This is a genomic window from Paraburkholderia aromaticivorans (assembly GCF_012689525.1).
In the GTDB taxonomy this organism is placed as follows: Bacteria; Pseudomonadota; Gammaproteobacteria; order Burkholderiales; family Burkholderiaceae; genus Paraburkholderia; species Paraburkholderia aromaticivorans_A.
Genome location: NZ_CP051515.1, coordinates 474,843 through 497,642 on the forward strand (window position 1 = coordinate 474,843; position 22,800 = coordinate 497,642).

Below are 22,800 nucleotides of genomic sequence, written 5' to 3' on the forward strand. Positions count from 1 at the left end.
CACATCATGCGAAATTGGATTGTAGGGGTTGTCGTGTTGGGCTGTCTGGCTGTCGCTCCGTGGATGGGTGCCTATCCGGTGTTCTTGATGAAGCTGATGTGTTTCGCCCTGTTCGCGTGCTCGCTGGATTTGCTGCTCGGCTATGTCGGCTTGCTGTCGTTCGGGCACGCGGCGTTCTTCGGCGGGGCCGCTTTCATCGCGGGCAGCGCCATGCGGGACCATGGCTGCCCTCCGGAAGTGGCGTTGCTTCTCGGTACGGGTGTGGGCGCGGCACTCGGGCTGATATTCGGGCTCTTCGCCATTCGCCGCAAGGGAATCTATTTTGCAATGGTGACGCTGGCCTTTGCGCAGATGCTGTTCTTTTTCTGCGTTCAGGCACCGTTCACGGGCGGTGAAGACGGTTTGCAAGGCGTACCGCGCGGGCGTCTGTTCGGCGTGCTTCCGCTCGATAACGATCTAACGCTGTATTTCGTGATCCTGTCGATTACGACGGTCGTCTTTCTGTTCCTTGGCCGGGTCATTCATTCTCCGTTTGGAAGAATCCTCACGGCGCTGCGAGAGAACGAAGCGCGGACGATTTCCCTCGGTTACGACGTGGACCGCTTCAAGCTTCTCGCGTTCGTACTATCGGCCGCAATGGCGGGGCTTGCCGGTGCGATGAAAACGTTGGTGCTGGGTTTTGCGACGCTCTCGGATGTGCATTGGACGCTATCCGGTACGGTCATTCTGATGACGTTGATCGGCGGCCTTGGAACGCGGCTGGGCCCGGTGGTGGGCGCGGTGATCGTCGTCGTGCTGGAATCCAGGTTGGCTGCGTTTGGCGGCTGGCTGGCCGACGTGACGCAGATCGCGTGGTTTCAAGGGTTGGGCGAGTCGGTCAGTTTGTTGACCGGCGTGATGTTCGTAGCCTGTGTTTTGCTGTTCAGACGCGGCATCGTCGGGGAATGCGCGCAATGGATGGCACGGCGCGGGCGTAGGCGAGCCCGCGGCGCTGAACGTCCGGCGCAGCACGACGCTGTGCGGACCGGGCTGGCCGAAGGGCAGGGCGGGTAATCCGGGTTCCCTCATTCAGCGCTAATTCTGGGCGCGCAATATGTCTTCGTGGCTGGCCGGGTTACTTCGTAAAGAACCGCCGTTCATTTGCAAACGGAGCCGCGATTGACCCGGCAAGCAACGTCGCGATAGCGCGAACCGCATCCCATACCCAGAATGAAGTTGCAACTTTGAAGGAGAATGACCATGAACAAGTTTCTTCGCACCACACTGATCGCCGGCATGATCGCTTTGCCGACTGCGGCGTTCGCGCAACCTGTCACGCAGATCGATGAAATGCAGGTCGAGACGGTGGCCTATGAAGTCGTCAGTGTCGATTCACCGCAAATGTCGGCGCATACCGCGCCGGCTGTCGGCAACAACGGCACGCATGCGAGCGCAGCTTCGGTCGAGTTGTTGCGTCCGGGCCATGACGTGGGTCTGAAGTCGATTTACTTGCGCCACTAAAACCGGATATGAAACTCATCGACCACCACCGTCCGGCTCGATCGGAAAACTGACCGTCGCAACGATGCCGGACTGCCCATCGCCGCGATTTCGCAGCGTCACCGTCCCGCCATACCGCGTGACAATCGCTTTCACAATCGACAGTCCGAGCCCACTGCCTTCAATGTCCGTATTGGCGCGAAAGAACCGATCGAACACGCGAGGCAGCAGGGTTTCGTCGATACCGGAGCCGGTGTCCTTCACTTCGACAGAGACCATGCCGGCCTGCACGCGGGTCGACAAATCGATTGTGCCGCCGTCGGGCGTATAGCGAACCGCATTGCTGACGAGGTTCTTGATCACCGTGCCGACGTCGAGTTCGATTGCGCGCACATTGGCGCTGACCATTTCGTCCGCGCCGATGTCGATGCCACGCTGCATGGCAATCGGCAGCACATCGGAAATGGCGTTGACGACGGCGGCCGCGACATCGACGCTGACCATTGCCCGTGTCAGCGATTGACCGACGGGCGGCGCGTCCGCGCGCGCGAGCCGCAACAACTGCGAAATCAGATTGCTGCTTCGTGTGATACCGCCTTGAAGCGCGCGAAACCGTTCCTGATTGCTGGGCATGATGTCGCGTTGCAGATTATCGGCCTGCAATTGCAGAGCCGTGAGCGGCGTTCGCAACTCGTGCGCGGCATCGGAAATGAATTTGCGTTCACTCTCGATGGAGCGGGCAAGTCGCTCGATCATCAGATTGATCGAGCGGATGAACGGCAGCAATTCGGTGGGTACGCCTGTGAGCGGCAGCGCTTGCAGATGGTTCACATCGATAACACGGGCCTCGTTGCCAAGCCGGTTCAGTTCCCGCAACGAACGACTCACGACGAAGATAACGGCGGCCCAGACGAGCGGAATCAGCACGACGATCGGCCATAGGGTCTTCGTCGCGGCGGTCTCCTCGATCTCATGACGCACGGACAGGCGCTGCGCGACCTGCATGGTCTGAGCGCCGTCGCGAGCGGTGTAGATCCGCCACCGTTCGCCATTGACGACCGGCGACGTGAAGCCCGCGGCCGCATCGCGCGGCAGGAGCAGCGACGGCTCGGTGGAGCGCACCGGCTGTGTCTCGCCTTCCTTCCAGATGACGATGAAAATATCGCGGGCGTCTTGCGACCCGCGCGCCGGAACCGTCGGGATGCCGTCGCCGAAGCCGCCCCGTAAACGCGATGCGACCTGTTCCATGCGCAGGTCGAGCACCGCGCTCATGCCGGCCACGCAGAACTGGTAGGAGCTGACGCCTTGCAGAATAGCGAACAGGCTCACCACGGCGCCGATTGCGATAACGAGTTGGTTGCGGAGCGATTTGAGCATGTAGGTGAACTTCACGAAGAGCGAGTGGCCAGGACGCGAGAGGAAGCACGCCTTCCCGTCGTTGACTTCAGGATGCGCGTTGTTTCATCGCGACGTGAGCCTCGCGTTCATTTTCTGCCTTTGCCTGCGGGATCGGCGGGAACGATCTGGACGTGCTCGATCGCGGCTTCCACCAGATCCTCGGCGCTTCGTATGCCGTCGGCGGATGCGGCCAGCGCATTCAGGCGTCCGTCGATCAGAAGCAAAGCAAGCCCGTGAACGTACGCCCAGGCTGCGGTCATGGCAATGGCCTGAGCCGCAGTGGTTCGGCCGAACGAGGACTTATCCTCCTCCGTGCGTTCGGTGGGCGCGCTGACTACCCCGGCCAGGGCGCGCGCCGACGCTTGCCGCGCCTGCACGAGGGCAGGGCGCGCGGCGTCGAGCATTTCGTTGCGCGACATGAGGTGCAGCAAATCGGGATTGGCCACCGCAAACCTGACGTAGCCACGGGCGGTAGCTTTGCGCCGCGCCTGGCCCGCTTCGATACCGTCCGCCTGCTCCGCCATGGTAGCGGCGAGCCGCCGGTGTCCGCTGGCGGCAAGTTCGCTCAACACACCGGCTGTGTCGCCGAAATGATGCTGGGGCGCCGTATGCGATACGCCCGCTTCACGTGCAATAGCGCGCAACGTCAGGCCGCGAATGCCGTCGCGCCGTAGCACGACCTCCGCCGCTTCGAGCAGCGCATGGGGCAGCGCGCCGTGATGATACGGTTTGTCACGCGACGAGTGATCAACTGGAGTTGGGGCTGGGGCTGGCGCTTTCGGCGGCGCGGACGCTTTGCGGCGTGACGTTGCTTCTTTCATGGTTGTGGGTCGCGGTCGGTATTTTTACAATGAAAAGATATATTGACCGGCCGACAGGGAAAAGTCAAAATCTTCGCGCTGGAAATATCGACGATAAGTGTTTCACGCGCGACTGCCTCATGCCGCGTGCGCGTGCTGCGCAACCTGGCCGGCTATGTGCCGAGGCGCGCGAGCGCATCACGCATCGGGGCGATCGGTATCTTGACGATGCCGTCGAGCGGCGTATCCATCTCGAATTTCGGGGCTATCCAATCTGGCTGCACGGGTGGCGTCGGAGGAGGCGAGCAGATCGATCCAGGCGGCGTAATTGCGCCTGAGCGAACTACGCAAGTCCTGAGTCTGCGGCCCATACTCCGACAGCACGCTATCGAGCCGGATGATGTTGGCGGCGTTGTGAATCAGGTCGTTATCGACGGTATCGAACGAGCCCTTCGCGGACGAAATCAACAAGCCGAGCACCAAGGCCGCAATCGTCGCCACAAGACCGATGGCGAGCTTGATTGCGCTGCTCGACGCATCGCTCAAATGATGATCGGGCAACATGGAGCTCAAGTACAGTCCAAGCAGCGCACTGCTGAACACGCACAGAAAGACGCCGAGTGCGATGAACAGGTGACTCACGCTGCGATGCTCCTCTGCCGATTGCCGGCATACGTCACGGCCTACCTGCCGTCCAGCCGATAAAGCCGGTATCTCAAACGCTGCGCTTTTCCCATCCGGCCGACATCGCGATGTTTGACGACATGCCGGCGCGTCTCGCCAGCCACGCCGACCAGCAGCAGAAAGATCGAACCGGTGGCCGCGGCACTCGCGCTCGCCACCGAGATATCTATGAGCCATTCAAGCACGTCGGCCATGGGTCATCCCCGTCGTTATCATGACGATGATCGTATCGGGCTTGAATTAGCGATGAATTAGCGTGATTTTCAGACTAACGTAAGCTTCGCGGCTGGCGGGCGGACCACGGCGAGGCCATGCCGCGCGCCGCTGGACGACCTGGACCATTGCCGGCCAACCTGGTAGGATCACGCGCAGAGACGCCGTGGCTAGTCGGCGGCCCTGCAACTTGCTGGACATCTATATAGATTGGGTATGGAAAAGAAACGATCGCGGATTCGCCGGGAAACGCTGTGCCCGCCGATTGGCGCGCTGCTGCACTACCAGGCGCGCATCGTGCGCGTCGTCGCCGAAGCGCGTGGCCAACGAGCGATGATCGAATCGCTCGACACCACGGGCCGCACTTTTGTCAGCACCGTGAAATGGAACAGCCTGCGCGAGCTTGGCGCCCAACTGTTCTGATATTGAAGGCCAACAAATCGGCCTGAAGTCGGCGACAAATCAAATAGTGGGAAGCGGGCGCGGCGCATTCGCCTCATGATATTAGGGAATGCCTAACCTTGAGCCGGCGACGTCCAGCGTCGTAAAATCGTGGCACATCGATTTGAGGGCCCAGCAATGCGTCTGGCTTCTCGTTGCGATTTCAACCGCGCTTTGCACCGTCCGTCTTTGCACGGTGATACCTGGCGGCGCCCGGCCCAGCGGCGTTCCATGCTTTTTCGCTCCGCTCCTCGCAATGAGGCTGGCGGCGCTCGCGGATTTGTCGTTCGATCCGCATCATGATCCCGCTCATTTCCGTCAAACGGCTCAGCAAGCGCTTTCCTGGCGTGAGGGCACTTCACGAAGTCCAATTCGAACTCATGGCGGGCGAGGTCCACGCGCTAATGGGCGAGAACGGCGCGGGCAAGTCGACGCTGATGAAAATCCTCGCCGGCGTGTACACACGGGATACCGGCGAAATTCTCTATGACGGCCAGCCGGTCGATTTCCAAAGCCCGCGCGAGGCGCAGGCCGTGGGCGTCGGCATCATTCATCAGGAGCTCCAGCTGATGAACCATCTGACCGTTGCGCAGAACATGTTCATCGGCCGCGAGCCGCGTGGACGCCTCGGCCTGTTCCTCGACGAAGACAAGCTCAACGCGCAAGCGCACGACATTCTCGCCCGCATGCACGTGACTCTCGATCCGCGCGCGGTGGTCAGCTCGCTCACTGTCGCGAGGCAGCAGATGGTCGAGATCGCCAAGGCTTTGTCGTTCGATTCGCGCGTGCTGATCATGGACGAACCGACCTCGGCGCTCAACGACGCCGAAATCGCCGAGCTGTTCCGCATCATCCGCGAGTTGAAGAGCCGGGGCGTGGGAATCATCTATATCTCGCACAAGATGGACGAGCTGAAGCAGATTGCCGACCGTGTCACCGTATTGCGCGACGGGGAATATGTGGCCACGGTCGCGGCGAAAGACACTACCGTGCAAGCGATCATCGGCATGATGGTCGGGCGAACCTTGACCGACGCCGCGCCTTCCCAGCACATTGCCAACCAGGGCGAGGTCGCACTCGAAGTCACCAATCTGAATGCCGGCCCGCTGGTTAGAGACGTAAGTTTCGCGCTGCGCAAGGGCGAGATACTGGGCTTTGCGGGCTTGATGGGCGCCGGTCGCACCGAAGTCGCGCGCGCGGTGTTCGGCGCCGATCCGATCGAATCGGGCGAGATCGTCGTGAAAGGCGTGAAAGCGACGATCAGGAATCCGAGCGATGCAGTGGCGCGCGGGATCGGCTATCTCTCGGAAGACCGCAAGCGTTTCGGTCTCGCGACCGGCATGAGCGTCGAATCGAACATCGTGATGTCCAACTTGCGCAAATTCCTGTCGCTGAACTTCTTCCTGCGCCGCACGCAGATACGGCGGACCGCCGCGCATTTCATCAATCTGCTCGCCATTCGCACGCCTTCCGCGACGCAGGAGGTACGGCTGCTGTCGGGCGGCAATCAGCAGAAGATCGTCATTGCGAAATGGCTCGAGCGCGACTGCGACGTGCTCTTCTTCGACGAGCCGACGCGCGGCATCGACGTCGGCGCCAAAAGCGAAATCTACAAGCTGCTGCGCTCGCTCGCGGAGCAGGGCAAGGCAATCGTAATGATCTCGTCGGAACTGCCGGAAATCCTGCGCATGAGCGACCGCATCGTCGTGATGTGCGAGGGCCGCATTACTGGCGAACTTCCGGCGGCGGGTGCGACCCAGGAGCGCATCATGCAACTGGCGACGCAGCGCGAACCCTTAAACGCGGCGTGAGCCTCAAGAGGTCTTTCATGACATTGCCATCGGATGCATCGGCGCTGGGTAGTAAAAAGACATTTTCGGGCCTGAGAGCCCGCGTCTTTACGCCGACCGCTTTGCAAAAGCTGCTCGCCTTCGGGAGCCTGATTCTGCTGCTGGTGTTTTTCAGCTTCGCGTCTCCCGCGTTCATGCAGATGGACAACATGCTCGGGATTCTGCAGGCGACGGCGGTCAACGGCGTGCTGGCGATCGCCTGCACGTTCGTCATCATTACCGGCGGCATCGATCTGTCGGTCGGCACGTTGATGACCTTCACGGCGGTCATTTGCGGCGTGTTTCTGACCTACTGGCATTTGCCGATGTGGACCGGCGTCCTTGCCGCGATTGGCACGGGCGCGATCTGTGGGACCGTTTCGGGAACGCTGACGGCGAAAATGAAAATACCGCCGTTCATCGCCACGCTGGGCATGATGATGCTGCTGAAAGGGTTGTCGCTGGTTGTCTCGGCCGACAAGCCGATCTATTTCACCGACACCGAAAACTTCTACATGATCTCGCAGGATTCGTTGATCGGTGACCTGTTGCCGAGCCTGCCTGTGCCGAACGCGGTCCTGATTCTGTTTTTCCTGGCGGTGGTGAGTTCGATCACGCTCAATCGCACGGCGCTCGGCCGCTATACCTTTGCGCTCGGCAGCAATGAAGAAGCAGTGCGCCTGTCCGGCGTGAATGTCGATCGGTGGAAGATCGCCGTTTACGGCCTGAGCGGAGCGATTTGCGGCGTCGCCGGTCTGCTCATCGCCTCGCGTTTGAATTCGGCGCAGCCGGCGCTAGGCCAAGGTTACGAGCTCGAAGCGATCGCGGCCGTGGTGATCGGCGGGACTTCGCTCAGCGGCGGCGCGGGCACGATTCTCGGCACGATCATCGGTGCGTTCATCATGAGCGTGCTGACCAACGGTCTGCGCATTATGTCCGTCGCGCAGGAATGGCAGATCGTGGTGACCGGTCTCATCATCATTCTCGCGGTCTATGGCGATATTTTGCGGCGCAAGAAAAGCTGACGCGACGCGGGACAGGATAAGGAATGGAGCGCCATAAGCTCCCCAACGGCTGAAGTTGATAGCCCATCTTAGGAGGAGAAACACCATGTTGAAAAGAAAACTAATCGGTGTCGTGGTCGGCGTTGGCGCTCTCATTGGCGGGACGAGCGTGACCTACGCGCAGGACACCTACATCCCGCTCATCTCAAAGGGTTTCCAGCATCAGTTCTGGCAGGCCGTCAAATCCGGCGCCGAACAATCGGCCAAGGAGCACAACGTCAGGATCACCTTCGAAGGTCCGGAAACCGAGGCCATGGTCGACAAACAGATCGACATGCTTTCGGCCGCGCTCGCCAAGAAACCGCAAGCGCTCGGCATCGCCGCGCTCGATAGCAAGGCGGCCATTCCGCTATTGAAGCGCGCGCAGGCTTCCAAGATTCCCGTGATTGCTTTCGACTCCGGCGTGGACAGCGATATTCCATTGACGACGTGTGCAACGGATAACATTGCCGCGGCCGCCCTCGCTGCCGACAAGATGGCCGAGGCGGTCGGCAATGCCGGCGAAGTCGGCGTGATCGTGCACGACCAGACGAGCCGCACCGGCATCGATCGCCGCGACGGCTTCCTCAATGAAATGAAAGCGAAGCACCCGAACATCAAGATCGTCTCGGTCCAGTATGGCGGCGGCGACCATTTGAAGTCGGCGGAAATCGCCAAGACGATGATTCAGGCCAACCCCAATCTGAAGGGCATTTTCGGAGCGAATGAAGGCTCGGCGGAAGGCGCCGCGATCGGCGTCAAGGAATCGGGCAAGAAGCTGGTTCTGATCGGCTACGACTCGGGCAAGGAACAGAAGGACGACATCAATTCTGGCTTGATGGCCGGCGCGATTACGCAGAACCCGGTCGGCATCGGCAAGTGCGTGGTCGACTCCGCGGTGAAGGCGCTGAAGGGCGAGAAGCTGCCCAAGAAAGTCGACACGGGCTTCTACTGGTACGACAAGACGAATATTACCGATCCGAAGATCGCAGCCGTGCTCTACGATTGAGCGTCGCTGTTTGAATGCGGCGAGAGGGAAGGGTCGCGGCGTCTTTCGATGCCACGGCCCTCTTTGCTTTTTGACCGAAGTCGATGGCTGTCGCAGAGGAGTGTGTTCAGATGCCCACGATCACCAAGCTGTCCGTCCGTGACATTCGGTTTCCCACCTCGCGTTCGCTGGACGGCTCCGATGCGATGAACGCCGCGCCGGATTATTCCGCCGCCTACGTGACGCTCGAAACCGATTCGCCCGACGCGCTCACCGGCCACGGCCTCACCTTCACGATCGGACGCGGCAACGAGATCTGCGTGACTGCGGTACAGGCGCTGGCTCCGCTGATCGTCGGTAAAAGGCTTGAGGATATTGCCGCGAACATGGGCGCTTTCTGGCGCGCACTGACGTCGGACAGCCAGTTGCGCTGGATCGGCCCGGACAAGGGCGCGATCCATCTGGCGACGGCGGCTGTCGTCAATGCGGCCTGGGATCTGTGGGCCAAAGCGGAAGGTAAGCCCGTGTGGAGGTTGCTCGTCGACATGAGCCCCGAAGAACTCGTGCGTTGCCTCGATTTCCGCTACGTGACCGACGCGATCACGCCGCAGGAAGCCATCGCGATGTTGCATCGTCATGCGAAGACGCGGGGCGAGCGCGAAAAGGAAATGCTCGCGCAGGGCTATCCCGCCTATACGACATCGGCGGGTTGGCTCGGCTATGACGACGACAAGATCCGCCGGCTCGCGCGTGAAGGCGTCGCGCAGGGCTGGACGCACTTCAAGCAGAAGGTGGGCGGCAATCTCGACGAGGATATGCGCCGCGCTCGCATCCTGCGCGAAGAAATTGGCGCGGACCGGAAGCTGATGATGGACGCGAACCAGGTGTGGGATGTCGACGAAGCCGTCGCGAACATGCGGCGCCTCGCGGAATTCGATCCGTGGTGGATCGAGGAGCCCACGAGTCCCGACGACATTCTCGGGCATGCGGCGATCCGTCAGCGGCTTCGGCCCATCGGCGTCGCGACGGGCGAGCACTGTCATAACCGAGTGATGTTCAAGCAGTTGCTCCAGGCGCAGGCCATCGACTTCTGTCAGGTCGATAGCTGCCGGCTGGGTGGCTTGAACGAGGTCATCGTCGTTCTGCTGATGGCGGCGAAATTCGGCGTGCCGGTGTGCCCACATGCGGGTGGTGTCGGATTGTGCGAGTACGTCCAGCATATTTCGCTGTTCGACTATATCTGCGTGTCGGCGTCGCTGGAAAACCGGGTGCTCGAATACGTGGATCATCTGCATGAGCATTTCGTCGATCCGGTTGTGATCCGCAATGGCCGTTATATGCCGCCGCAGCGTCCGGGTTACAGCATCGAGATGCATGCGGCGTCGCTCGATGAATATGACTTTCCTGAGGGAGCGGCGTGGAAGGGATAAGGCGGCGCTCGCTCCCCTGGTTCGATCACTTAACGTAACCCAGGCGCGAGCTCCGCAAACTGCATGGCTCGCGCGTACGCATCGCCATAACGGTGCGCGATGTACAGCGTGGTCGTGGTGTCGGTTTCATCGAGCGCAGCGCCTGTGTTTGCAAACGGCGAGTATGTGAGTACCGGGCAATCGTCGACGGCGGTGCGCGTGGGCCTTCGCACGTTGTTTTAGGGTTCTGTTTTGATACGTCGGTCTGGTTGATAGCGCATTCCACGATCGGGAGTCCGCGCGGCCGGTCGCATGGCCGCGGTATTTCGCGCTCTATCAAAGCTTACCGACCGTAGCGTCGATGGCGTGACGCGCGCCGCCCGTGACGAAAGAGAACATCGACCCGGTGAAGCCGGCTTTCTAGCAGTAGCGAAGACCGCCTACACACTGCCGTTTTCAACGACGCGGCCTTCCGCACGCCAGCGCAGCATGCCGCCGGGAAGGTTGGCAACCTGCTCGAATCCGGCCTGGCGCAGCATGACCGTGGCTTGTGCCGAGCGTCCACCGGCCCGGCAGACCGTCACGATCGGGCGGTCCTTCGTGAGTTCAGCGGTCCGCCCCGCCAACTCGCCCAATGAAATGAGCCTGGCTGCGGGGATGCGCCCCAACGGTCCGTTGAACTCGTCAGGTTCCCGCACATCGACGAGTTCGACCGCGCGCAGATTTTCCTCCAGCCACTGGGCATTGATTTCCCAGATGCCCGCAAAGCTGCAGGTCAGCGGCGCCCAATCGGGCTCGGTCATCTGCGTAGGGACGCTCGCCGCCAGGCCGCATTTCAGATTCGCGGGCACCGCTACATCGATCTGCTTCGGATGCGGCAGGTGCAGGTTCGTCATGTATCCGGTGAAATCGTCTTCACACAGTTCACCGCCAAGGCGTGGATTGAAGCGCCGCTCCTCGCCCACGCTCGTGACCGTCAAACCGCGATAGTCGTGAGCCGGGTAGAGCAGGCACGCGGTGGGCAGCGTGAAAATCTGGCCATGCACCGCGCGAAACATGGTGTGCGCGTCGCCGCGCTGGAAATCCGTGCGGCCCGTGCCTCTGATCAACAGGCAATCGCCGGTCAACGCCATGGTCTCGTTGTCGAGTACGAGCGTGATGCATCCATCGGTATGTCCCGGTGTCGCGCGTATCGTCAGGTATCTCGCGCCGAACTCGACTTTGTCGCCGTGGCTCAGATAGCGGTCCGCGCCTTCGGCGCCGCTCGCAGCCGAAATCGCAATCCTGCTACCTATGCGGCGATTCAACATCCATGCGCCGGTCACGTGATCGGCGTGCACGTGGGTATCGATCGTATAAAGCAGATGCAAGCCGAGTTCTTCGATCAGGGCGGCATCCCGGCGCACCTGTTCGAATACCGGATCGACCAGCACCGCCTCTCGCGTCGTGCTATCGGCAAGAAGATAGGTGTAGGTCGACGATTGCTGATCGAATAGCTGCCGGAAGATCAACACGATTTCGCTCCGCGGCCCGCTCCTGCGAGCGCTTGAAGATGGCGGCCCGCCCGGCGTCGCCAACTGCCTCGCAGGCAGTCGAATTGGGCGCTGCCCCGTTCAGAGGGCCGGGCGCACGAATGTACCCGGACTCACTTCACGCGCCGGACTTCGCACTGTCCGGCGCGCGCCGCTCCAATCAATGCGCGCTTTACTTCGGTTGCGCAACGTACCGCAGATAAGGCTTCACGGTTTTGAAACCCTGCGGATATTTTTGCATCGCGGCATCGTTGGAAACGGACGTTGGAATGATGACGTCTTCACCCGGTTTCCAGTTCACCGGTGTCGCCACCGCGTGTTTCGCGTTGAGTTGCAGCGCATCGAGCAGCCGCACCACTTCGTCGAAATTGCGGCCGGCGCTCATCGGATAGACGAGCATGGCTTTGACCTTCTTGTCCGGCCCGATGAGAAACACCGAGCGCACGGTCGCGTTGTCGACCGCGGTGCGCGGGCCGCCGCCGCTCGCCTCGGGATGGATCATGTCGTAGAGCTTCGCGACCTTCAGGTCGGAGTCGCCGATCAACGGATAGCTGACTGCGTGGCCCTGCGTCTCCGCGATATCCTTGACCCACTCCGTGTGGTCGCTGACGGGATCAACGCTGAGCCCGATAATTTTTGTGTTGCGCTTATCGAATTCTGGCTTGAGGGCCGCCAGGTATCCGAGTTCCGTGGTGCAAACGGGGGTGAAATCCTTCGGATGCGAAAACAGGATTGCCCAATGGTCGCCAATCCATTCGTGAAAACGGATCGTCCCTTCGGTGGTTTCCGCGGTGAAATCGGGAGCGTCTTCTCCTAGTCGAATCGACATCATCAGTCTCCATAGGTCGGGTGCACCAGGGTTCGAGTGCCGCGGTCGGAGCGACGTCCGCCGGGCTTCCTGGGTGTTGAGTGGCGATGGGTCTGGCACGAGATCACCTCCGGCCGGTTACACCGTACCGTGCTGGAGGAACATCTGCGGGGTGCAGCAGAGTCAGAGGCTTTCCCAGATAGCCGTGATGCGGGACAGACATCGGGACGCGCTGCGGGCCGCACCTATAGCGTAGAACAAAAAAGACTTTCGTAGTTGGCAGACTGTAGGGCGAATCCGCCGTCATGGCAGCGAAGTTGCTTGTACTCCGAAGAACGCTGAAGAAAGGTAACTCGCACTTCGATTCGGGCTGGTTGGGATCTTGTCTGGTCAAAGCCCCAAACAAACCGCCCCGGCGGCGACGATCACGCACGCGAGCCAGCGCTTTCCGCTTACCGCTTCCCGCAAAATCACGCGCCCGATCAGCACCGCGAACACCACGCTGGTCTCTCGCAACGCCGATACCGCGCCCATCGCGCCCGACTGCATTGCCCAGATCACGATGCCGTACGCCGCGATCGACACCAGGCCGCCCGCGAGCGACGCGCCGACGGCGATGGGCTCCGCTCGTACCGGTGTCCACAGCGCCACGAGCCCGCGCATCGCGACGAACAGCACCGGCATCAGCCAATAGAACAGGAACATCCACGCGGTGTAGGCGAGCGCCTCGCCGCCGGATAAACGCACGCCGATGCCGTCGATCACGGTATAGAGCGCGATCGACGCGCCGGTCGCCAACGCGGCCAGTGCACCCGCGCGCGACAAGCGCCCGCCTTGCAGCGCGAGCGCGATGATGCCGCCCGAGATCATCGCGATCCCGAGCGCGTGCAAGGGGCCGATTGCCTCATGCGCGAAGAGCGCCGCGCCGAGCGTGACGAGCAGCGGCGACGAGCCGCGCGCGATCGGATAAGCCTGCGCCAGATCGCCGCGACGATAGGCCCGCACGAGGCTGACGTTGTAGACGATATGCACGAGCCCCGATGCGGCGATGTACGGCCAGGCCGCGTCGGCGGGCCGGGGCGTGAACAGGATCACGAGCGTGGCGACCGCCGCGATGGCGATGCTCATCCACGTCATGGACAGGAAGCGGTCGCGGTTGCCGTGCAGCATCGCGTTCCAGCTCGCGTGGAGCAGAGCGGCAAAGAGGACGAGACCGCCGGTATAACTGAGCATGCAGTTTCAAGGCCGGAAAGAGTGCGGGAGATGACGCCCACGCGTGCAAGCGCCATCTGTGAGCGCGAGGTGTCGGCGAACTCGAACATGCCTTTCCAGGTCCGCTCGCTGACTTGTGACCGCCTTAACCCAGATCAGCGGTGCAGTAAGAAGGATATCTATCTTGCAGCGGCCCTACAAACCAGATAAATTGAGGATTCGCGTTAGATAAACTCTTGCGAATGAAACGGATACTGCCACCGCTCAATGCCTTGCGGGCCTTCGAGGCCGCAGGCCGTCTCGGCAGCTTCAAGGAAGCTGCCGCCGAACTACATGTGACTCACGGTGCGGTGAGCCAGCACGTGCGCGCGCTCGAAGAGTGGCTTGGCGCATCGTTGTTCGAACGGCACAACCGCCGCGTCGCGCTGACGCCGGCGGCGAAGGCTTATCTGGCGGAAATCGGTCCTTTGTTTGAGGAGCTCTCGCAGGCAACGGCCAGATACGGTTTCCCCGAAACGCTCTCCCGGACATTGTCCGTGAATGCGCCCGCGACCTTCACATTGCGCTGGCTGGTGCCGAGACTGGCGACATTCCGCGCCGCGCATCCCGACGTGGACGTGAATGTGCAGACGTCGAACGAGTCGTTGGAGAGTCTGAAGGAGACCTACGACGTGATCGTCCGGGGCGGTCCGGACACCTTCTATGGCTACGCGATGCGGCCTTTCCTGTCCGAGGAGCGAATCCCGGTCTGTAGTCCGGCGCTCTTGCAGTGCCTGCCGCTTCAAACGCTGGACGATATGCGGCGGCATACGTTGCTGCATACATCGAGTCTTCCGCGGGTTTGGCCGGACTGGCTGGCGAGCGCAAAGATTCCCGCACTCAGGCCGGCTGCCGCCCTGACTTTCGACCACTTCTATCTGACGTTGCAGGCGGCCATCGACGGGATAGGCATTGCAATGGGACCGACCGCGCTGGTCGCCGACGATCTCGCGACCGGCCGGCTCGTCGCGCCGTTCGCCGGTCCTCGTCTGCCGTCGCGGAGCTATTGCACTTACGTTCCGGAGATGAAGTCGGCAGATGAGTTGGTCGTGCTGTTCCGCTCGTGGCTCGAGCGCGAAGGGATGCGCTCACAAGCGGAGACGGCCCCTTAGACGCCGGCTCACCGCGCCCTCGCGATGTCCATTCTGGCCATCCACGCACAACCGTCTCTCACACCAGGTCCACGTTTTTTACGAATCTCCGCGCTCTCTTAACAGTGCGTTTACGCGGAGTTTCCTAAATTCGTTGGTGCGGAAGTCCGATGTGGGAGGCCACGCCATGGATCTGCTTTACGTCATTGCAATCATTGCATTCAGCGGCCTCGTCGCCGCGTTCGTGGTGGGCTGCGACAAGCTTCGCCGCGCGCCGGGAGGCCGTCCATGACTACCTGGATGACCTGGCTTGCGGCGGCCTCGCCGCTGATTCTGTTCGCCTACCTCGTCTACGCCTTGCTGCGCGCGGAGGCACTCGAATGAACTTCAACAACCTGTTTCAGCCCGGCGTCTACATCGTCGTGCTGATCGCGCTCGCGATTCCACTCAGCCGCTACATGACGGCGGTGCTCGACGGTTCGTCGGTTGTCGTGCGCCGCATTGGACGGCCGATCGAAGCGGTCGTGTACAAGCTGGCCGGCGTGGATCCCAAGGCTGAGATGTCGTGGAAGTATTACGCGCTAGCCGTGCTGGTGTTCAACACGCTCGGCGTGCTCGCGGTCTATGCTTTTTTGCGCATTCAGCAATGGCTGCCCGCCAATCCGCAAGGCTTCGGTCCCATGACGCCGGACGCCGCCTTCAACACGGCCATCAGCTTCGTGACCAACACGAACTGGCAGGACTACACGCCGGAATCCACCGTCAGCTACCTGACGCAGATGGCTGCCCTGACGGTGCAAAACTTCTTGTCGGCCGCCACGGGTATTGCCGTCGTGGTCGCGTTGATTCGCGGCTTCGCGCGTCATACGACCGCCACGATCGGCAACTTCTGGGTCGATCTGACGCGTATCACGCTCTATATTCTCGCGCCGCTCGCGACGGTTATCGCGCTCGTCTTCGTCAGTCAGGGCGTGATCCAGAATTTCGAATCGTACCAGGACGTGCCGACCCTGCAGGTCACGACGTACCAGACGCCGAAGACCGATGCCCAGGGCAACGCCGTCAAGGACGCGAAGGGCAATCCCGTGATGGTTGACAACAAGGCCGACAAGCAGACCATCGCGATGGGTCCGGTTGCGTCGCAGGAAGCGATCAAGATGCTCGGCACCAACGGCGGCGGCTTTTTCAACGCCAATTCGGCGCACCCGTACGAGAACCCGACGCCGTTCGCCAACTTCGTGCAGATGATCGCGATGCTGCTGATTCCGGCTGCGCTATGCCTCGTGTTCGGCCGGATGGTCGGCGACCGGCGTCAAGGCTATGCGGTGCTCGCCGCGATGACGATTGCTTTCGCGGTGGCCTGCTGGGGTGAGATTGCATCGGAGCAGAACGGCAATCCGCTGTATTCGTCGCTGCATGTCGACCAAAGCGCGTCGGTCGCGCAGTCCGGCGGCAACATGGAAGGCAAGGAAACCCGCTTCGGCATCGCGCAATCGGGCATCTTCACGGTCGCGACCACGGCGGCTTCGTGCGGCGCTGTCCTCAATACGCACGATTCGCTCACGCCGATGGGCGGTTTCGTCCCGCTCCTGCTGATCGAACTCGGCGAGGTGATCTTCGGCGGTGTCGGCTCGGGCCTCTACGGCATGCTCGTGTTCGCGTTGCTGGCGGTATTCGTGGCCGGATTGATGATCGGGCGAACGCCGGAATACATCGGCAAGAAAATCGAGGCGTACGAGATGAAGATGGTGTCGATCGCCGTGCTGCTGACGCCGCTGCTCGTGCTGGTCGGAGCGTCGATCGGCGTGCTGGCGTCTGCCGGCACGGCGGGTATCGCCAATCCGGGGCCGCACGGTTTCTCCGAGATTCTCTACGCCTACAGTTCCGCGGCGAATAACAACGGCAGCGCGTTTGCCGGCTTGTCGGTGAACACGCCGTTCTATAACTCCACGCTGGCCATCGCCATGTGGTTCGGCCGTTTCGGCTCGATCGTGCCGGTGCTGGCGATTGCCGGGTCGCTGGCCGCCAAGAAGCGTATCTCCGCGACCGCCGGGACTTTGCCGACGCACGGCCCGCTGTTCGTCGTGCTGCTGCTCGGCACGGTGGTGCTGGTCGGCGCGCTGACGTATGTGCCGGCGCTCGCGCTCGGCCCCGTCGTCGAGCATCTGATCATGGTCGCGGGACATTGACTGAGAGGACAGCATGAGCAACGGATTTCAACCGCCGGTTCATCAGCCCGGCAACATCGGCCAGGCACGCAATGCCGCGCGCTCGATGTTCGACCCGGCCATTGCCCGGCCGGCCCTCGTCGACTCGTTCAAAAAGCTCGCGCCGCGTCACCAGTTGCGCAACCCGGTGATGTTCTGCGTCTATGTCGGCAGCATTCTGACGACCATTCTCTGGATCGCCGCGCTCGGCGGCCAGGCCGAGGCGCCCGCCGGGTTCATCCTCGCGATCGCGTTGTGGCTGTGGTTCACGGTGCTGTTCGCCAACTTCGCGGAGGCGCTCGCCGAGGGACGCTCGAAAGCCCAGGCGGCGTCGCTGCGCGGCGCGAAGCGCGACGTTATGGCGAAGAAGCTGCAAGACTCGCATCCCAAGTCGCCGATCCGCATCACGACCGCGACCGATCTGCGTAAAGGCGACGTCGTGCTGGTCGAAACGGGTGACGTGATCCCGGCGGACGGCGAGGTGATCGAAGGCGTGGCATCGGTCGACGAATCGGCGATTACCGGGGAATCCGCACCGGTGATCCGCGAGTCGGGCGGCGACTTTTCGTCGGTGACGGGCGGCACGCGGGTGCTGTCGGACTGGATTGTCGTGCGGGTCAGCGTGAATCCGGGCGAGGCGTTTCTCGACCGGATGATCGCGATGGTGGAAGGCGCGAAGCGTCAGAAGACACCGAATGAAATCGCGCTGACGATTCTGCTCGTCGCGTTGACGCTCGTGCTGCTGTTCGCGACCGCCACGCTGCTGCCGTTCTCGATGTTTTCGGTCGAAGCGGCGAAGGCGGGACATGTCGTCACGATTACCGCACTGGTCGCGCTGCTGGTGTGCCTGATTCCGACCACCATCGGCGGGCTGCTGTCGGCGATCGGCGTGGCGGGCATGAGCCGCATGATGCAGGCGAACGTGATCGCCACGTCAGGCCGCGCGGTGGAAGCGGCCGGCGACGTCGATGTGCTCCTGCTCGACAAGACCGGCACCATCACACTCGGCAACCGCCAGGCTTCGCAATTCGTGCCGGCGCCGGACGTTACCGAGGACGTGCTCGCCGACGCCGCGCAACTCTCCTCGCTCGCGGACGAAACGCCGGAAGGGCGCAGCATCGTCGTGCTCGCGAAGCAGCGCTTCAATATCCGCGAACGCGATATGCACGCGCTGCAGGCGACGTTCCTTTCGTTCAGCGCGCAGTCGCGCATGAGCGGTGTCGATTTGCCCGACCGCCAGATCCGCAAGGGCGCGGCCGATGCGATCAAGCATTTCGTCGAAACGCATGGCGGCCGCTTTCCGGCTGAACTGACGGCCGCGGTCACGGAGATCGCGCGGCGCGGCAGCACGCCGCTGGTGGTCGCGCAGCTACGCCATGGCGAAAACGTTGCGCATTGCATGGGCGTGATCGAGTTGAAGGACATCGTCAAGGGCGGCATCAAGGAGCGCTTCGCCGAACTGCGCAAGATGGGCATCAAGACCATCATGGTGACGGGCGACAACCGGCTGACCGCGGCGGCCATCGCCGCGGAAGCCGGGGTGGACGACTTTCTCGCCGAGGTCACGCCCGAGGCCAAGCTGACGGCAATCCGCACGCACCAGGCCGAAGGGCGCCTCGTCGCGATGACCGGCGACGGCACCAACGACGCCCCGGCGCTCGCGCAGGCGGATGTCGCGGTGGCCATGAACACCGGCACGCAGGCGGCCAAGGAAGCCGGCAACATGGTCGACCTCGATTCCAATCCGACCAAGCTGATCGAGATCGTGGAGATCGGCAAGCAGATGCTGATGACACGCGGTTCGCTCACCACGTTCTCGATTGCCAACGACGTCGCCAAGTATTTCGCCATCATCCCGGCGGCATTTGCGACCACTTATCCGCAGCTGCGCGTGCTCGACGTGATGCATCTGAGTTCGCCTTCGTCGGCGATTCTGTCGGCGGTGATTTTCAACGCGCTGATCATCGTGGCGCTGATTCCGCTGGCGCTGAAGGGTGTGAAGTACCGGCCGCTGGGCGCCGCGTCGCTGCTGCGCCGCAATCTGCTGATCTACGGGCTGGGCGGGATTCTCTTGCCGTTCCCGTTCATCAAGCTGATCGATATGGTGCTGAACGTGTTCGGCTGGGTTTGAACGCAACGGAGTGGAGATCATGAAAACGCTGATTCGCCCGGTACTCGTCCTCTTTATCCTGATGACCGTGATCACCGGCGTGCTCTATCCGGTCGTCGTCACGGCCCTCGGCCGCGGCGCCTTCGGGGCGCAGGCCCGCGGCAGTCTGATCGAGAAGAACGGCAAGCCGGTCGGCTCGACACTGATCGGTCAGCAGTTCGACGCGCCGTACTATTTCTGGGGACGCCTGTCGGCCACCAGCCCCATGCCGTACAACGCGCAGAGTTCGGGCGGTTCGAACCTCGGGCCGACCAACCCCGCGCTCGCGGACGAAATCAAAGGCCGTCTCGATGCGTTGAAAGCCGCGGGTAACGACATGTCGCAACCGGTGCCGGTGGATCTGGTGACGTCCTCGGGCAGTGGGCTCGATCCGCAAATCAGCCCGGCGGCCGCGGCCTATCAGGTCGCGCGCGTGGCACAAGCGCGAGGTCTGCCGGTCGATCAGGTTCGCGACCTTGTCGCCGGCAATACGCAAGGGCGGCAGTTCGGCATATTCGGCGAGGCGCGCGTAAACGTGCTTCAGCTTAACCTTGCGTTGGACGACCTCAAGCCAATGCATTGACGTCGACGCTCGCGGCCTCTATGAGGGACCCCACCATAACAGTCGTTGTGATAGACGATGACACAACCATAAGCCGCTTCATTCGCACGCACCTCGAAGCGGACGGGATGAGCGTGTTCGGCGCGCAGACCGGCGCACAAGGTCTCGCACAGGCCGCGACGCGGCGCGCGGATCTCGTCATCATCGATCTGGCGTTGCCTGACATGGACGGCATCGACGTGATACGTCAATTGCGCGCCTGGTCGGCGATGCCGGTGATCGTTTTGTCGGCGCGAAGCCGCGAGGAAGACAAGGTCGCCGCGCTCGACGCCGGCGCCGACGATTACCTGACCAAGCCGTTTGGATTGCCCGAGCTAGGCGCGCGGATTCGTGCCCAACTGCGCAGGCAGGTCTCATGCGGGCGGGTCGGCTTGCCGCAGGTCCGTTTCGGCCTGGTCACAGTCGATCTTGGCGAGCGGCAAGTGCTGCGCGATAGCCGTATCGTCCATCTCAGTCCGATCGAATACCGGCTTCTCTCGGCGCTGGTGCGCCATCCAGGGCGGGTATTGACGCATGCGCAATTGCTCGGCGAGGTGTGGGGGCCGTTGCAAACCGATAACCACCATTACCTGCGGATTTACATGGGCCATCTGCGGCACAAGCTCGAAAGCAATCCGGCGCGCCCCGAACACATCATCACCGAGTCGGGGGTCGGGTACCGGCTGGTCGGCGTGAGGTGAATTTCACACAATATTTACGGCATCGCCGGCAATCGTTGCGGGTTCTTTACCGCGGACTTCGTATAGTTGGTGGCTGGCTTTGCGCTGCAAAGAGATGAAGCGATCTATTGGAGTCGATATGGCATTCAAGCAAACGAAGGGTCGCGTGACCGTCGAGTTCGGCGTCTGACCTCCATGACACCCTCAAGACCCGCGATGATGTTCAGGGGGCTGTGCAAGGTGGTGGCCATCGCCTTCGTCACGAACCAGGTTCTGACGACTATTTTCACGTATTTCGCGCAGCAACTCGATTCCGAGCCACCGCATCAGGCCGTTTGGATTTTCAGCTGTGTGACTTGCGGGATGGTGACGTTATGGCTGCAGGCCGACGCGCGACGCGCATTCGGCTTCGCGCGCGAGAAGGGATTTGTGAAGAAGAGCGGCGAAGGCACGCAAGACGTGCGGATCGCGGACGACTGCCCGAAGCGGTGGCTCGTCGTCCTGCATATGGAATTGAACCCCGCGGCGAGACAGGGCTAACGGGGCGGCGCGGCGGGTTGGCCGTATCGGTGTCATTGCGCCCGGACGGTCTAGTACTTTTACACTGTCTTAACGCAGCTTTAGCTAAGCTCAAAGCGATACTGGCTTCCAGGAGTTCTGGATGATACGAATGCTGATCCCCGTCCTCGACCACTGCGGTGCGGTCGAAGCAGCGCGCTATGCCGCGTTCATGTTTCTTGAGCACGGCATAACGGAGGTCGAACTACTGGAAGTTCTCGAGCCCGTCGCACAAGGACGTGCAGCAGCTTTCCACACTCGAAGCTCGCTGGTGCGCCACGAGAAGCATGCCATGCTGAAGGCTTTGATCGATGCTCGAGCCATTCTCGACGAAGCAGGGGTGCCCTACCACTGGAAGCGGGTCTTCGGTCACCCTGCCAAAGTGATTGCTGACTATGTAGCCGCGACTCGACCCGACGTCATGGTGATCGACGCCAGCCATATGGGTTTCTTCCGCAGGCTCGCCATGCTCGCGTCTTTATCGAGGCGAACGATTACGCCGGTGACGATGGTTCATTGAAAAAGATCGTCTCCTCCGCTAGCCTCGTGCGGAACCTCCGGTTTCATCAAGCCACTGAACGATGTTACGCACGGTATCGCCGTAGAAGGTGCGATATAACTCCTTCGATACATAGCCGATATGCGGCGTCGCGAGTACGTTGGGCAATTCGCGCAGAGGGTGTGGGTTGTCGAGCGGTTCGACGTCGTACACATCCAGTGCGGCGCCGGCAATCTGGCCGGCCGTGAGTGCCGCAAGCAGTGCGGCGGAGTCGACGATCGGACCTCTCGACGTATTGATCAGCCGGCTCGTGGGTTTCATCTGTGCGAATTCCGCCGTACCGACCAAGCCTGCGGTTCGCTCGCTAAGCCGCACGTGGATCGACAAGAAATCCGCCGTTGAGAAAAGCACATCTCCGCTGACTCGCTGCACGCCCTTTTCCGCGGCGCGTTCCTCGGTGAGGTTCTGGCTCCACGCGATAACGTTCATTCTGAATGCCCGCCCGATGATGCCGACGGCCGAGCCGACGCGGCCAAGACCCAGCAATCCAAGCGTCTTGCCGGCGAGTTCATCGCCAAGCGAAAGCTGCCAGCCTCCCTGACGCAGTGACTGATTTTCGAGGGGAATATTGCGGGCCATCGCGAGAATTAGCGCCCACGTCATCTCGATTGTCGGCGTGGACGAATAGCCCGTATGACGAATCTCGATACCGTGCTCCGCAGCCGCATTCTGATCGATCGACGTATTCCCTGCGCCGGTCGAGGCAATCAGCTTCAGGTTCGGCAGGCTTTCGATGACCTCGCGGGGCAGCGGTGTGCGTTCCCGCATCACGCAGATGACGTCGAACGGCTGCAGGCGTTGAATCAGGTTCACGATATCGGCGACGTGGTCGTTGAACACCGTCACGTCAGCACGGTGCTCGAGGGGCGACCAGTCTGCCATGCTCAGCGCAACGTTCTGATAATCGTCGAGGATCGCTACCTTGATGGGGGATTTGTCGTTCATATTGCGCACTCCGGGAATTGAAACGCTGGGTACCGTGATCTGAACTTCCGAACTGAATGCTATGAAACCCGGCCGACGACGTAAATCAATAACTCGCGACGCCACCCATCGCGAACCACGATGGCGTAGTCGGTG

At 61.8% G+C, this 22,800-nt stretch carries 24 protein-coding genes; 16 read left to right on the forward strand and 8 right to left on the reverse strand.

The window, feature by feature from the left end; genetic code table 11:
• Positions 1-6 precede the first annotated feature (6 nt).
• Together HF916_RS13975 and HF916_RS13980 are read left to right on the forward strand one after the other, a co-directional pair.
• Positions 7-1,053: a branched-chain amino acid ABC transporter permease gene (locus HF916_RS13975; RefSeq protein WP_168789534.1), complete on the forward strand. Its 1,047-nt coding sequence runs from the start codon at positions 7-9 to the stop codon at positions 1,051-1,053.
• A 186-nt stretch (positions 1,054-1,239) separates the two neighbouring features.
• Positions 1,240-1,500: a hypothetical protein gene (locus HF916_RS13980; RefSeq protein WP_168789535.1), complete on the forward strand. Its 261-nt coding sequence runs from the start codon at positions 1,240-1,242 to the stop codon at positions 1,498-1,500.
• A 15-nt stretch (positions 1,501-1,515) separates the two neighbouring features.
• Here HF916_RS13980 and HF916_RS13985 read toward each other — a convergent pair whose 3' ends face one another.
• The 4 genes from HF916_RS13985 to HF916_RS14000 form a co-directional block, all read right to left on the reverse strand.
• Complete coding sequence (locus tag HF916_RS13985) at positions 1,516-2,856, reverse strand: sensor histidine kinase (RefSeq protein WP_168789536.1); 1,341 nt, start codon at positions 2,854-2,856, stop codon at positions 1,516-1,518.
• Positions 2,857-2,963: 107 nt separating this feature from the next.
• The gene (locus HF916_RS13990; RefSeq protein ID WP_168789537.1) at positions 2,964-3,698 is read right to left on the reverse strand and encodes a TetR/AcrR family transcriptional regulator; all 735 of its coding nucleotides are present in this window, start codon (positions 3,696-3,698) and stop codon (positions 2,964-2,966) included.
• 177 nt (positions 3,699-3,875) lie between these two features.
• Positions 3,876-4,319: a hypothetical protein gene (locus HF916_RS13995; RefSeq protein WP_168789538.1), complete on the reverse strand. Its 444-nt coding sequence runs from the start codon at positions 4,317-4,319 to the stop codon at positions 3,876-3,878.
• Positions 4,320-4,360: 41 nt separating this feature from the next.
• Entirely contained in the window at positions 4,361-4,555 is a 195-nt protein-coding gene (locus tag HF916_RS14000; RefSeq protein ID WP_168789539.1) for a hypothetical protein, read from the reverse strand.
• Positions 4,556-4,790: 235 nt separating this feature from the next.
• Here HF916_RS14000 and HF916_RS14005 point away from each other — a divergent pair, with 235 nt between their 5' ends.
• The 5 genes from HF916_RS14005 to HF916_RS14025 all read left to right on the forward strand — a co-directional run bounded on the left by HF916_RS14005 (position 4,791) and on the right by HF916_RS14025 (position 10,305).
• The gene (locus HF916_RS14005) at positions 4,791-4,997 is read left to right on the forward strand and encodes a hypothetical protein (RefSeq protein ID WP_168789540.1); all 207 of its coding nucleotides are present in this window, start codon (positions 4,791-4,793) and stop codon (positions 4,995-4,997) included.
• 317 nt (positions 4,998-5,314) lie between these two features.
• Positions 5,315-6,826 (forward strand): sugar ABC transporter ATP-binding protein, encoded by a 1,512-nt coding sequence (locus HF916_RS14010; protein ID WP_168789541.1) that lies wholly within the window; start codon positions 5,315-5,317, stop codon positions 6,824-6,826.
• Between the two features lie 17 nt (positions 6,827-6,843).
• Positions 6,844-7,869, forward strand: a complete 1,026-nt coding sequence (locus HF916_RS14015; RefSeq protein WP_168789542.1) for an ABC transporter permease — start codon at positions 6,844-6,846, stop codon at positions 7,867-7,869.
• 85 nt (positions 7,870-7,954) lie between these two features.
• Positions 7,955-8,896, forward strand: coding sequence for an ABC transporter substrate-binding protein (locus HF916_RS14020; RefSeq protein ID WP_168789543.1), 942 nt, complete (start codon positions 7,955-7,957; stop codon positions 8,894-8,896).
• 110 nt (positions 8,897-9,006) lie between these two features.
• Positions 9,007-10,305, forward strand: coding sequence for an L-fuconate dehydratase (locus HF916_RS14025; protein ID WP_168789544.1), 1,299 nt, complete (start codon positions 9,007-9,009; stop codon positions 10,303-10,305).
• A gap of 419 nt (positions 10,306-10,724) precedes the next feature.
• On the opposite strand, the gene HF916_RS14030 is transcribed toward HF916_RS14025, so the two are convergent.
• The 3 genes from HF916_RS14030 to HF916_RS14040 all read right to left on the reverse strand — a co-directional run bounded on the left by HF916_RS14030 (position 10,725) and on the right by HF916_RS14040 (position 13,857).
• On the reverse strand, positions 10,725-11,795 hold the full coding sequence (locus HF916_RS14030; RefSeq protein ID WP_168791993.1) for a rhodanese-like domain-containing protein: 1,071 nt from the start codon (positions 11,793-11,795) through the stop codon (positions 10,725-10,727).
• Between the two features lie 193 nt (positions 11,796-11,988).
• Positions 11,989-12,645, reverse strand: coding sequence for a peroxiredoxin (locus HF916_RS14035; RefSeq protein WP_168789545.1), 657 nt, complete (start codon positions 12,643-12,645; stop codon positions 11,989-11,991).
• Positions 12,646-13,014: 369 nt separating this feature from the next.
• Positions 13,015-13,857 (reverse strand): DMT family transporter, encoded by an 843-nt coding sequence (locus tag HF916_RS14040; protein ID WP_168789546.1) that lies wholly within the window; start codon positions 13,855-13,857, stop codon positions 13,015-13,017.
• Positions 13,858-14,078: 221 nt separating this feature from the next.
• On the opposite strand from HF916_RS14040, the gene gcvA reads away from it, so the two are divergent.
• The 9 genes from gcvA (at position 14,079) to HF916_RS14080 (ending at position 21,681) form a co-directional block, all read left to right on the forward strand.
• Complete coding sequence (gene gcvA, locus HF916_RS14045) at positions 14,079-14,987, forward strand: transcriptional regulator GcvA (protein WP_168789547.1); 909 nt, start codon at positions 14,079-14,081, stop codon at positions 14,985-14,987.
• A gap of 166 nt (positions 14,988-15,153) precedes the next feature.
• Positions 15,154-15,258 carry a potassium ABC transporter ATPase gene (locus tag HF916_RS49925; protein WP_206001882.1) on the forward strand — a complete coding sequence of 35 codons (105 nt, stop codon included), beginning with the start codon at positions 15,154-15,156 and terminating at the stop codon, positions 15,256-15,258.
• The gene (locus HF916_RS14050; protein ID WP_168789548.1) at positions 15,255-15,350 is read left to right on the forward strand and encodes a potassium-transporting ATPase subunit F; all 96 of its coding nucleotides are present in this window, start codon (positions 15,255-15,257) and stop codon (positions 15,348-15,350) included. The genes HF916_RS49925 and HF916_RS14050 overlap by 4 nt, the downstream gene beginning before the upstream one ends.
• Positions 15,347-17,155, forward strand: coding sequence for a potassium-transporting ATPase subunit KdpA (gene kdpA / locus HF916_RS14055; RefSeq protein ID WP_168789549.1), 1,809 nt, complete (start codon positions 15,347-15,349; stop codon positions 17,153-17,155). The genes HF916_RS14050 and kdpA overlap by 4 nt, the downstream gene beginning before the upstream one ends.
• Positions 17,156-17,240: 85 nt before the next feature.
• Positions 17,241-19,304: a potassium-transporting ATPase subunit KdpB gene (gene kdpB / locus HF916_RS14060; protein ID WP_168791994.1), complete on the forward strand. Its 2,064-nt coding sequence runs from the start codon at positions 17,241-17,243 to the stop codon at positions 19,302-19,304.
• A 19-nt stretch (positions 19,305-19,323) separates the two neighbouring features.
• On the forward strand, positions 19,324-19,905 hold the full coding sequence (gene kdpC / locus HF916_RS14065) for a potassium-transporting ATPase subunit KdpC (RefSeq protein ID WP_168789550.1): 582 nt from the start codon (positions 19,324-19,326) through the stop codon (positions 19,903-19,905).
• A gap of 20 nt (positions 19,906-19,925) precedes the next feature.
• Positions 19,926-20,624, forward strand: a complete 699-nt coding sequence (locus HF916_RS14070; protein WP_168789551.1) for a response regulator — start codon at positions 19,926-19,928, stop codon at positions 20,622-20,624.
• A 174-nt stretch (positions 20,625-20,798) separates the two neighbouring features.
• Positions 20,799-21,143, forward strand: a complete 345-nt coding sequence (locus tag HF916_RS14075) for a hypothetical protein (protein ID WP_240975539.1) — start codon at positions 20,799-20,801, stop codon at positions 21,141-21,143.
• 121 nt (positions 21,144-21,264) lie between these two features.
• Complete coding sequence (locus HF916_RS14080; protein WP_168789552.1) at positions 21,265-21,681, forward strand: universal stress protein; 417 nt, start codon at positions 21,265-21,267, stop codon at positions 21,679-21,681.
• A gap of 18 nt (positions 21,682-21,699) precedes the next feature.
• Here HF916_RS14080 and HF916_RS14085 read toward each other — a convergent pair whose 3' ends face one another.
• A complete protein-coding gene (locus tag HF916_RS14085; protein WP_168789553.1) occupies positions 21,700-22,665 on the reverse strand; it encodes a D-2-hydroxyacid dehydrogenase family protein in 966 nt (321 codons plus the stop codon).
• Positions 22,666-22,800 lie beyond the last annotated feature (135 nt).

Bases quoted from the DNA above. Each gene is read 5' to 3' on its own strand.
- HF916_RS13975 (WP_168789534.1), top strand. From the start codon at position 7: ATGCGAAATTGGATTGTAGGGGTTGTCGTGTTGGGCTGTCTGGCTGTC.
- HF916_RS13980 (WP_168789535.1), top strand. From the start codon at position 1,240: ATGAACAAGTTTCTTCGCACCACACTGATCGCCGGCATGATCGCTTTG.
- HF916_RS13985 (WP_168789536.1), bottom strand. From the start codon at position 2,856: ATGCTCAAATCGCTCCGCAACCAACTCGTTATCGCAATCGGCGCCGTG.
- HF916_RS13990 (WP_168789537.1), bottom strand. From the start codon at position 3,698: ATGAAAGAAGCAACGTCACGCCGCAAAGCGTCCGCGCCGCCGAAAGCG.
- HF916_RS14000 (WP_168789539.1), bottom strand. From the start codon at position 4,555: ATGGCCGACGTGCTTGAATGGCTCATAGATATCTCGGTGGCGAGCGCG.
- HF916_RS14005 (WP_168789540.1), top strand. From the start codon at position 4,791: ATGGAAAAGAAACGATCGCGGATTCGCCGGGAAACGCTGTGCCCGCCG.
- HF916_RS14010 (WP_168789541.1), top strand. From the start codon at position 5,315: ATGATCCCGCTCATTTCCGTCAAACGGCTCAGCAAGCGCTTTCCTGGC.
- HF916_RS14015 (WP_168789542.1), top strand. From the start codon at position 6,844: ATGACATTGCCATCGGATGCATCGGCGCTGGGTAGTAAAAAGACATTT.
- HF916_RS14020 (WP_168789543.1), top strand. From the start codon at position 7,955: ATGTTGAAAAGAAAACTAATCGGTGTCGTGGTCGGCGTTGGCGCTCTC.
- HF916_RS14025 (WP_168789544.1), top strand. From the start codon at position 9,007: ATGCCCACGATCACCAAGCTGTCCGTCCGTGACATTCGGTTTCCCACC.
- HF916_RS14035 (WP_168789545.1), bottom strand. From the start codon at position 12,645: ATGTCGATTCGACTAGGAGAAGACGCTCCCGATTTCACCGCGGAAACC.
- HF916_RS14040 (WP_168789546.1), bottom strand. From the start codon at position 13,857: ATGCTCAGTTATACCGGCGGTCTCGTCCTCTTTGCCGCTCTGCTCCAC.
- gcvA (WP_168789547.1), top strand. From the start codon at position 14,079: ATGAAACGGATACTGCCACCGCTCAATGCCTTGCGGGCCTTCGAGGCC.
- HF916_RS49925 (WP_206001882.1), top strand. From the start codon at position 15,154: ATGGATCTGCTTTACGTCATTGCAATCATTGCATTCAGCGGCCTCGTC.
- HF916_RS14050 (WP_168789548.1), top strand. From the start codon at position 15,255: ATGACTACCTGGATGACCTGGCTTGCGGCGGCCTCGCCGCTGATTCTG.
- kdpA (WP_168789549.1), top strand. From the start codon at position 15,347: ATGAACTTCAACAACCTGTTTCAGCCCGGCGTCTACATCGTCGTGCTG.
- kdpB (WP_168791994.1), top strand. From the start codon at position 17,241: ATGTTCGACCCGGCCATTGCCCGGCCGGCCCTCGTCGACTCGTTCAAA.
- kdpC (WP_168789550.1), top strand. From the start codon at position 19,324: ATGAAAACGCTGATTCGCCCGGTACTCGTCCTCTTTATCCTGATGACC.
- HF916_RS14070 (WP_168789551.1), top strand. From the start codon at position 19,926: ATGAGGGACCCCACCATAACAGTCGTTGTGATAGACGATGACACAACC.
- HF916_RS14075 (WP_240975539.1), top strand. From the start codon at position 20,799: ATGACACCCTCAAGACCCGCGATGATGTTCAGGGGGCTGTGCAAGGTG.
- HF916_RS14080 (WP_168789552.1), top strand. From the start codon at position 21,265: ATGATACGAATGCTGATCCCCGTCCTCGACCACTGCGGTGCGGTCGAA.
- HF916_RS14085 (WP_168789553.1), bottom strand. From the start codon at position 22,665: ATGAACGACAAATCCCCCATCAAGGTAGCGATCCTCGACGATTATCAG.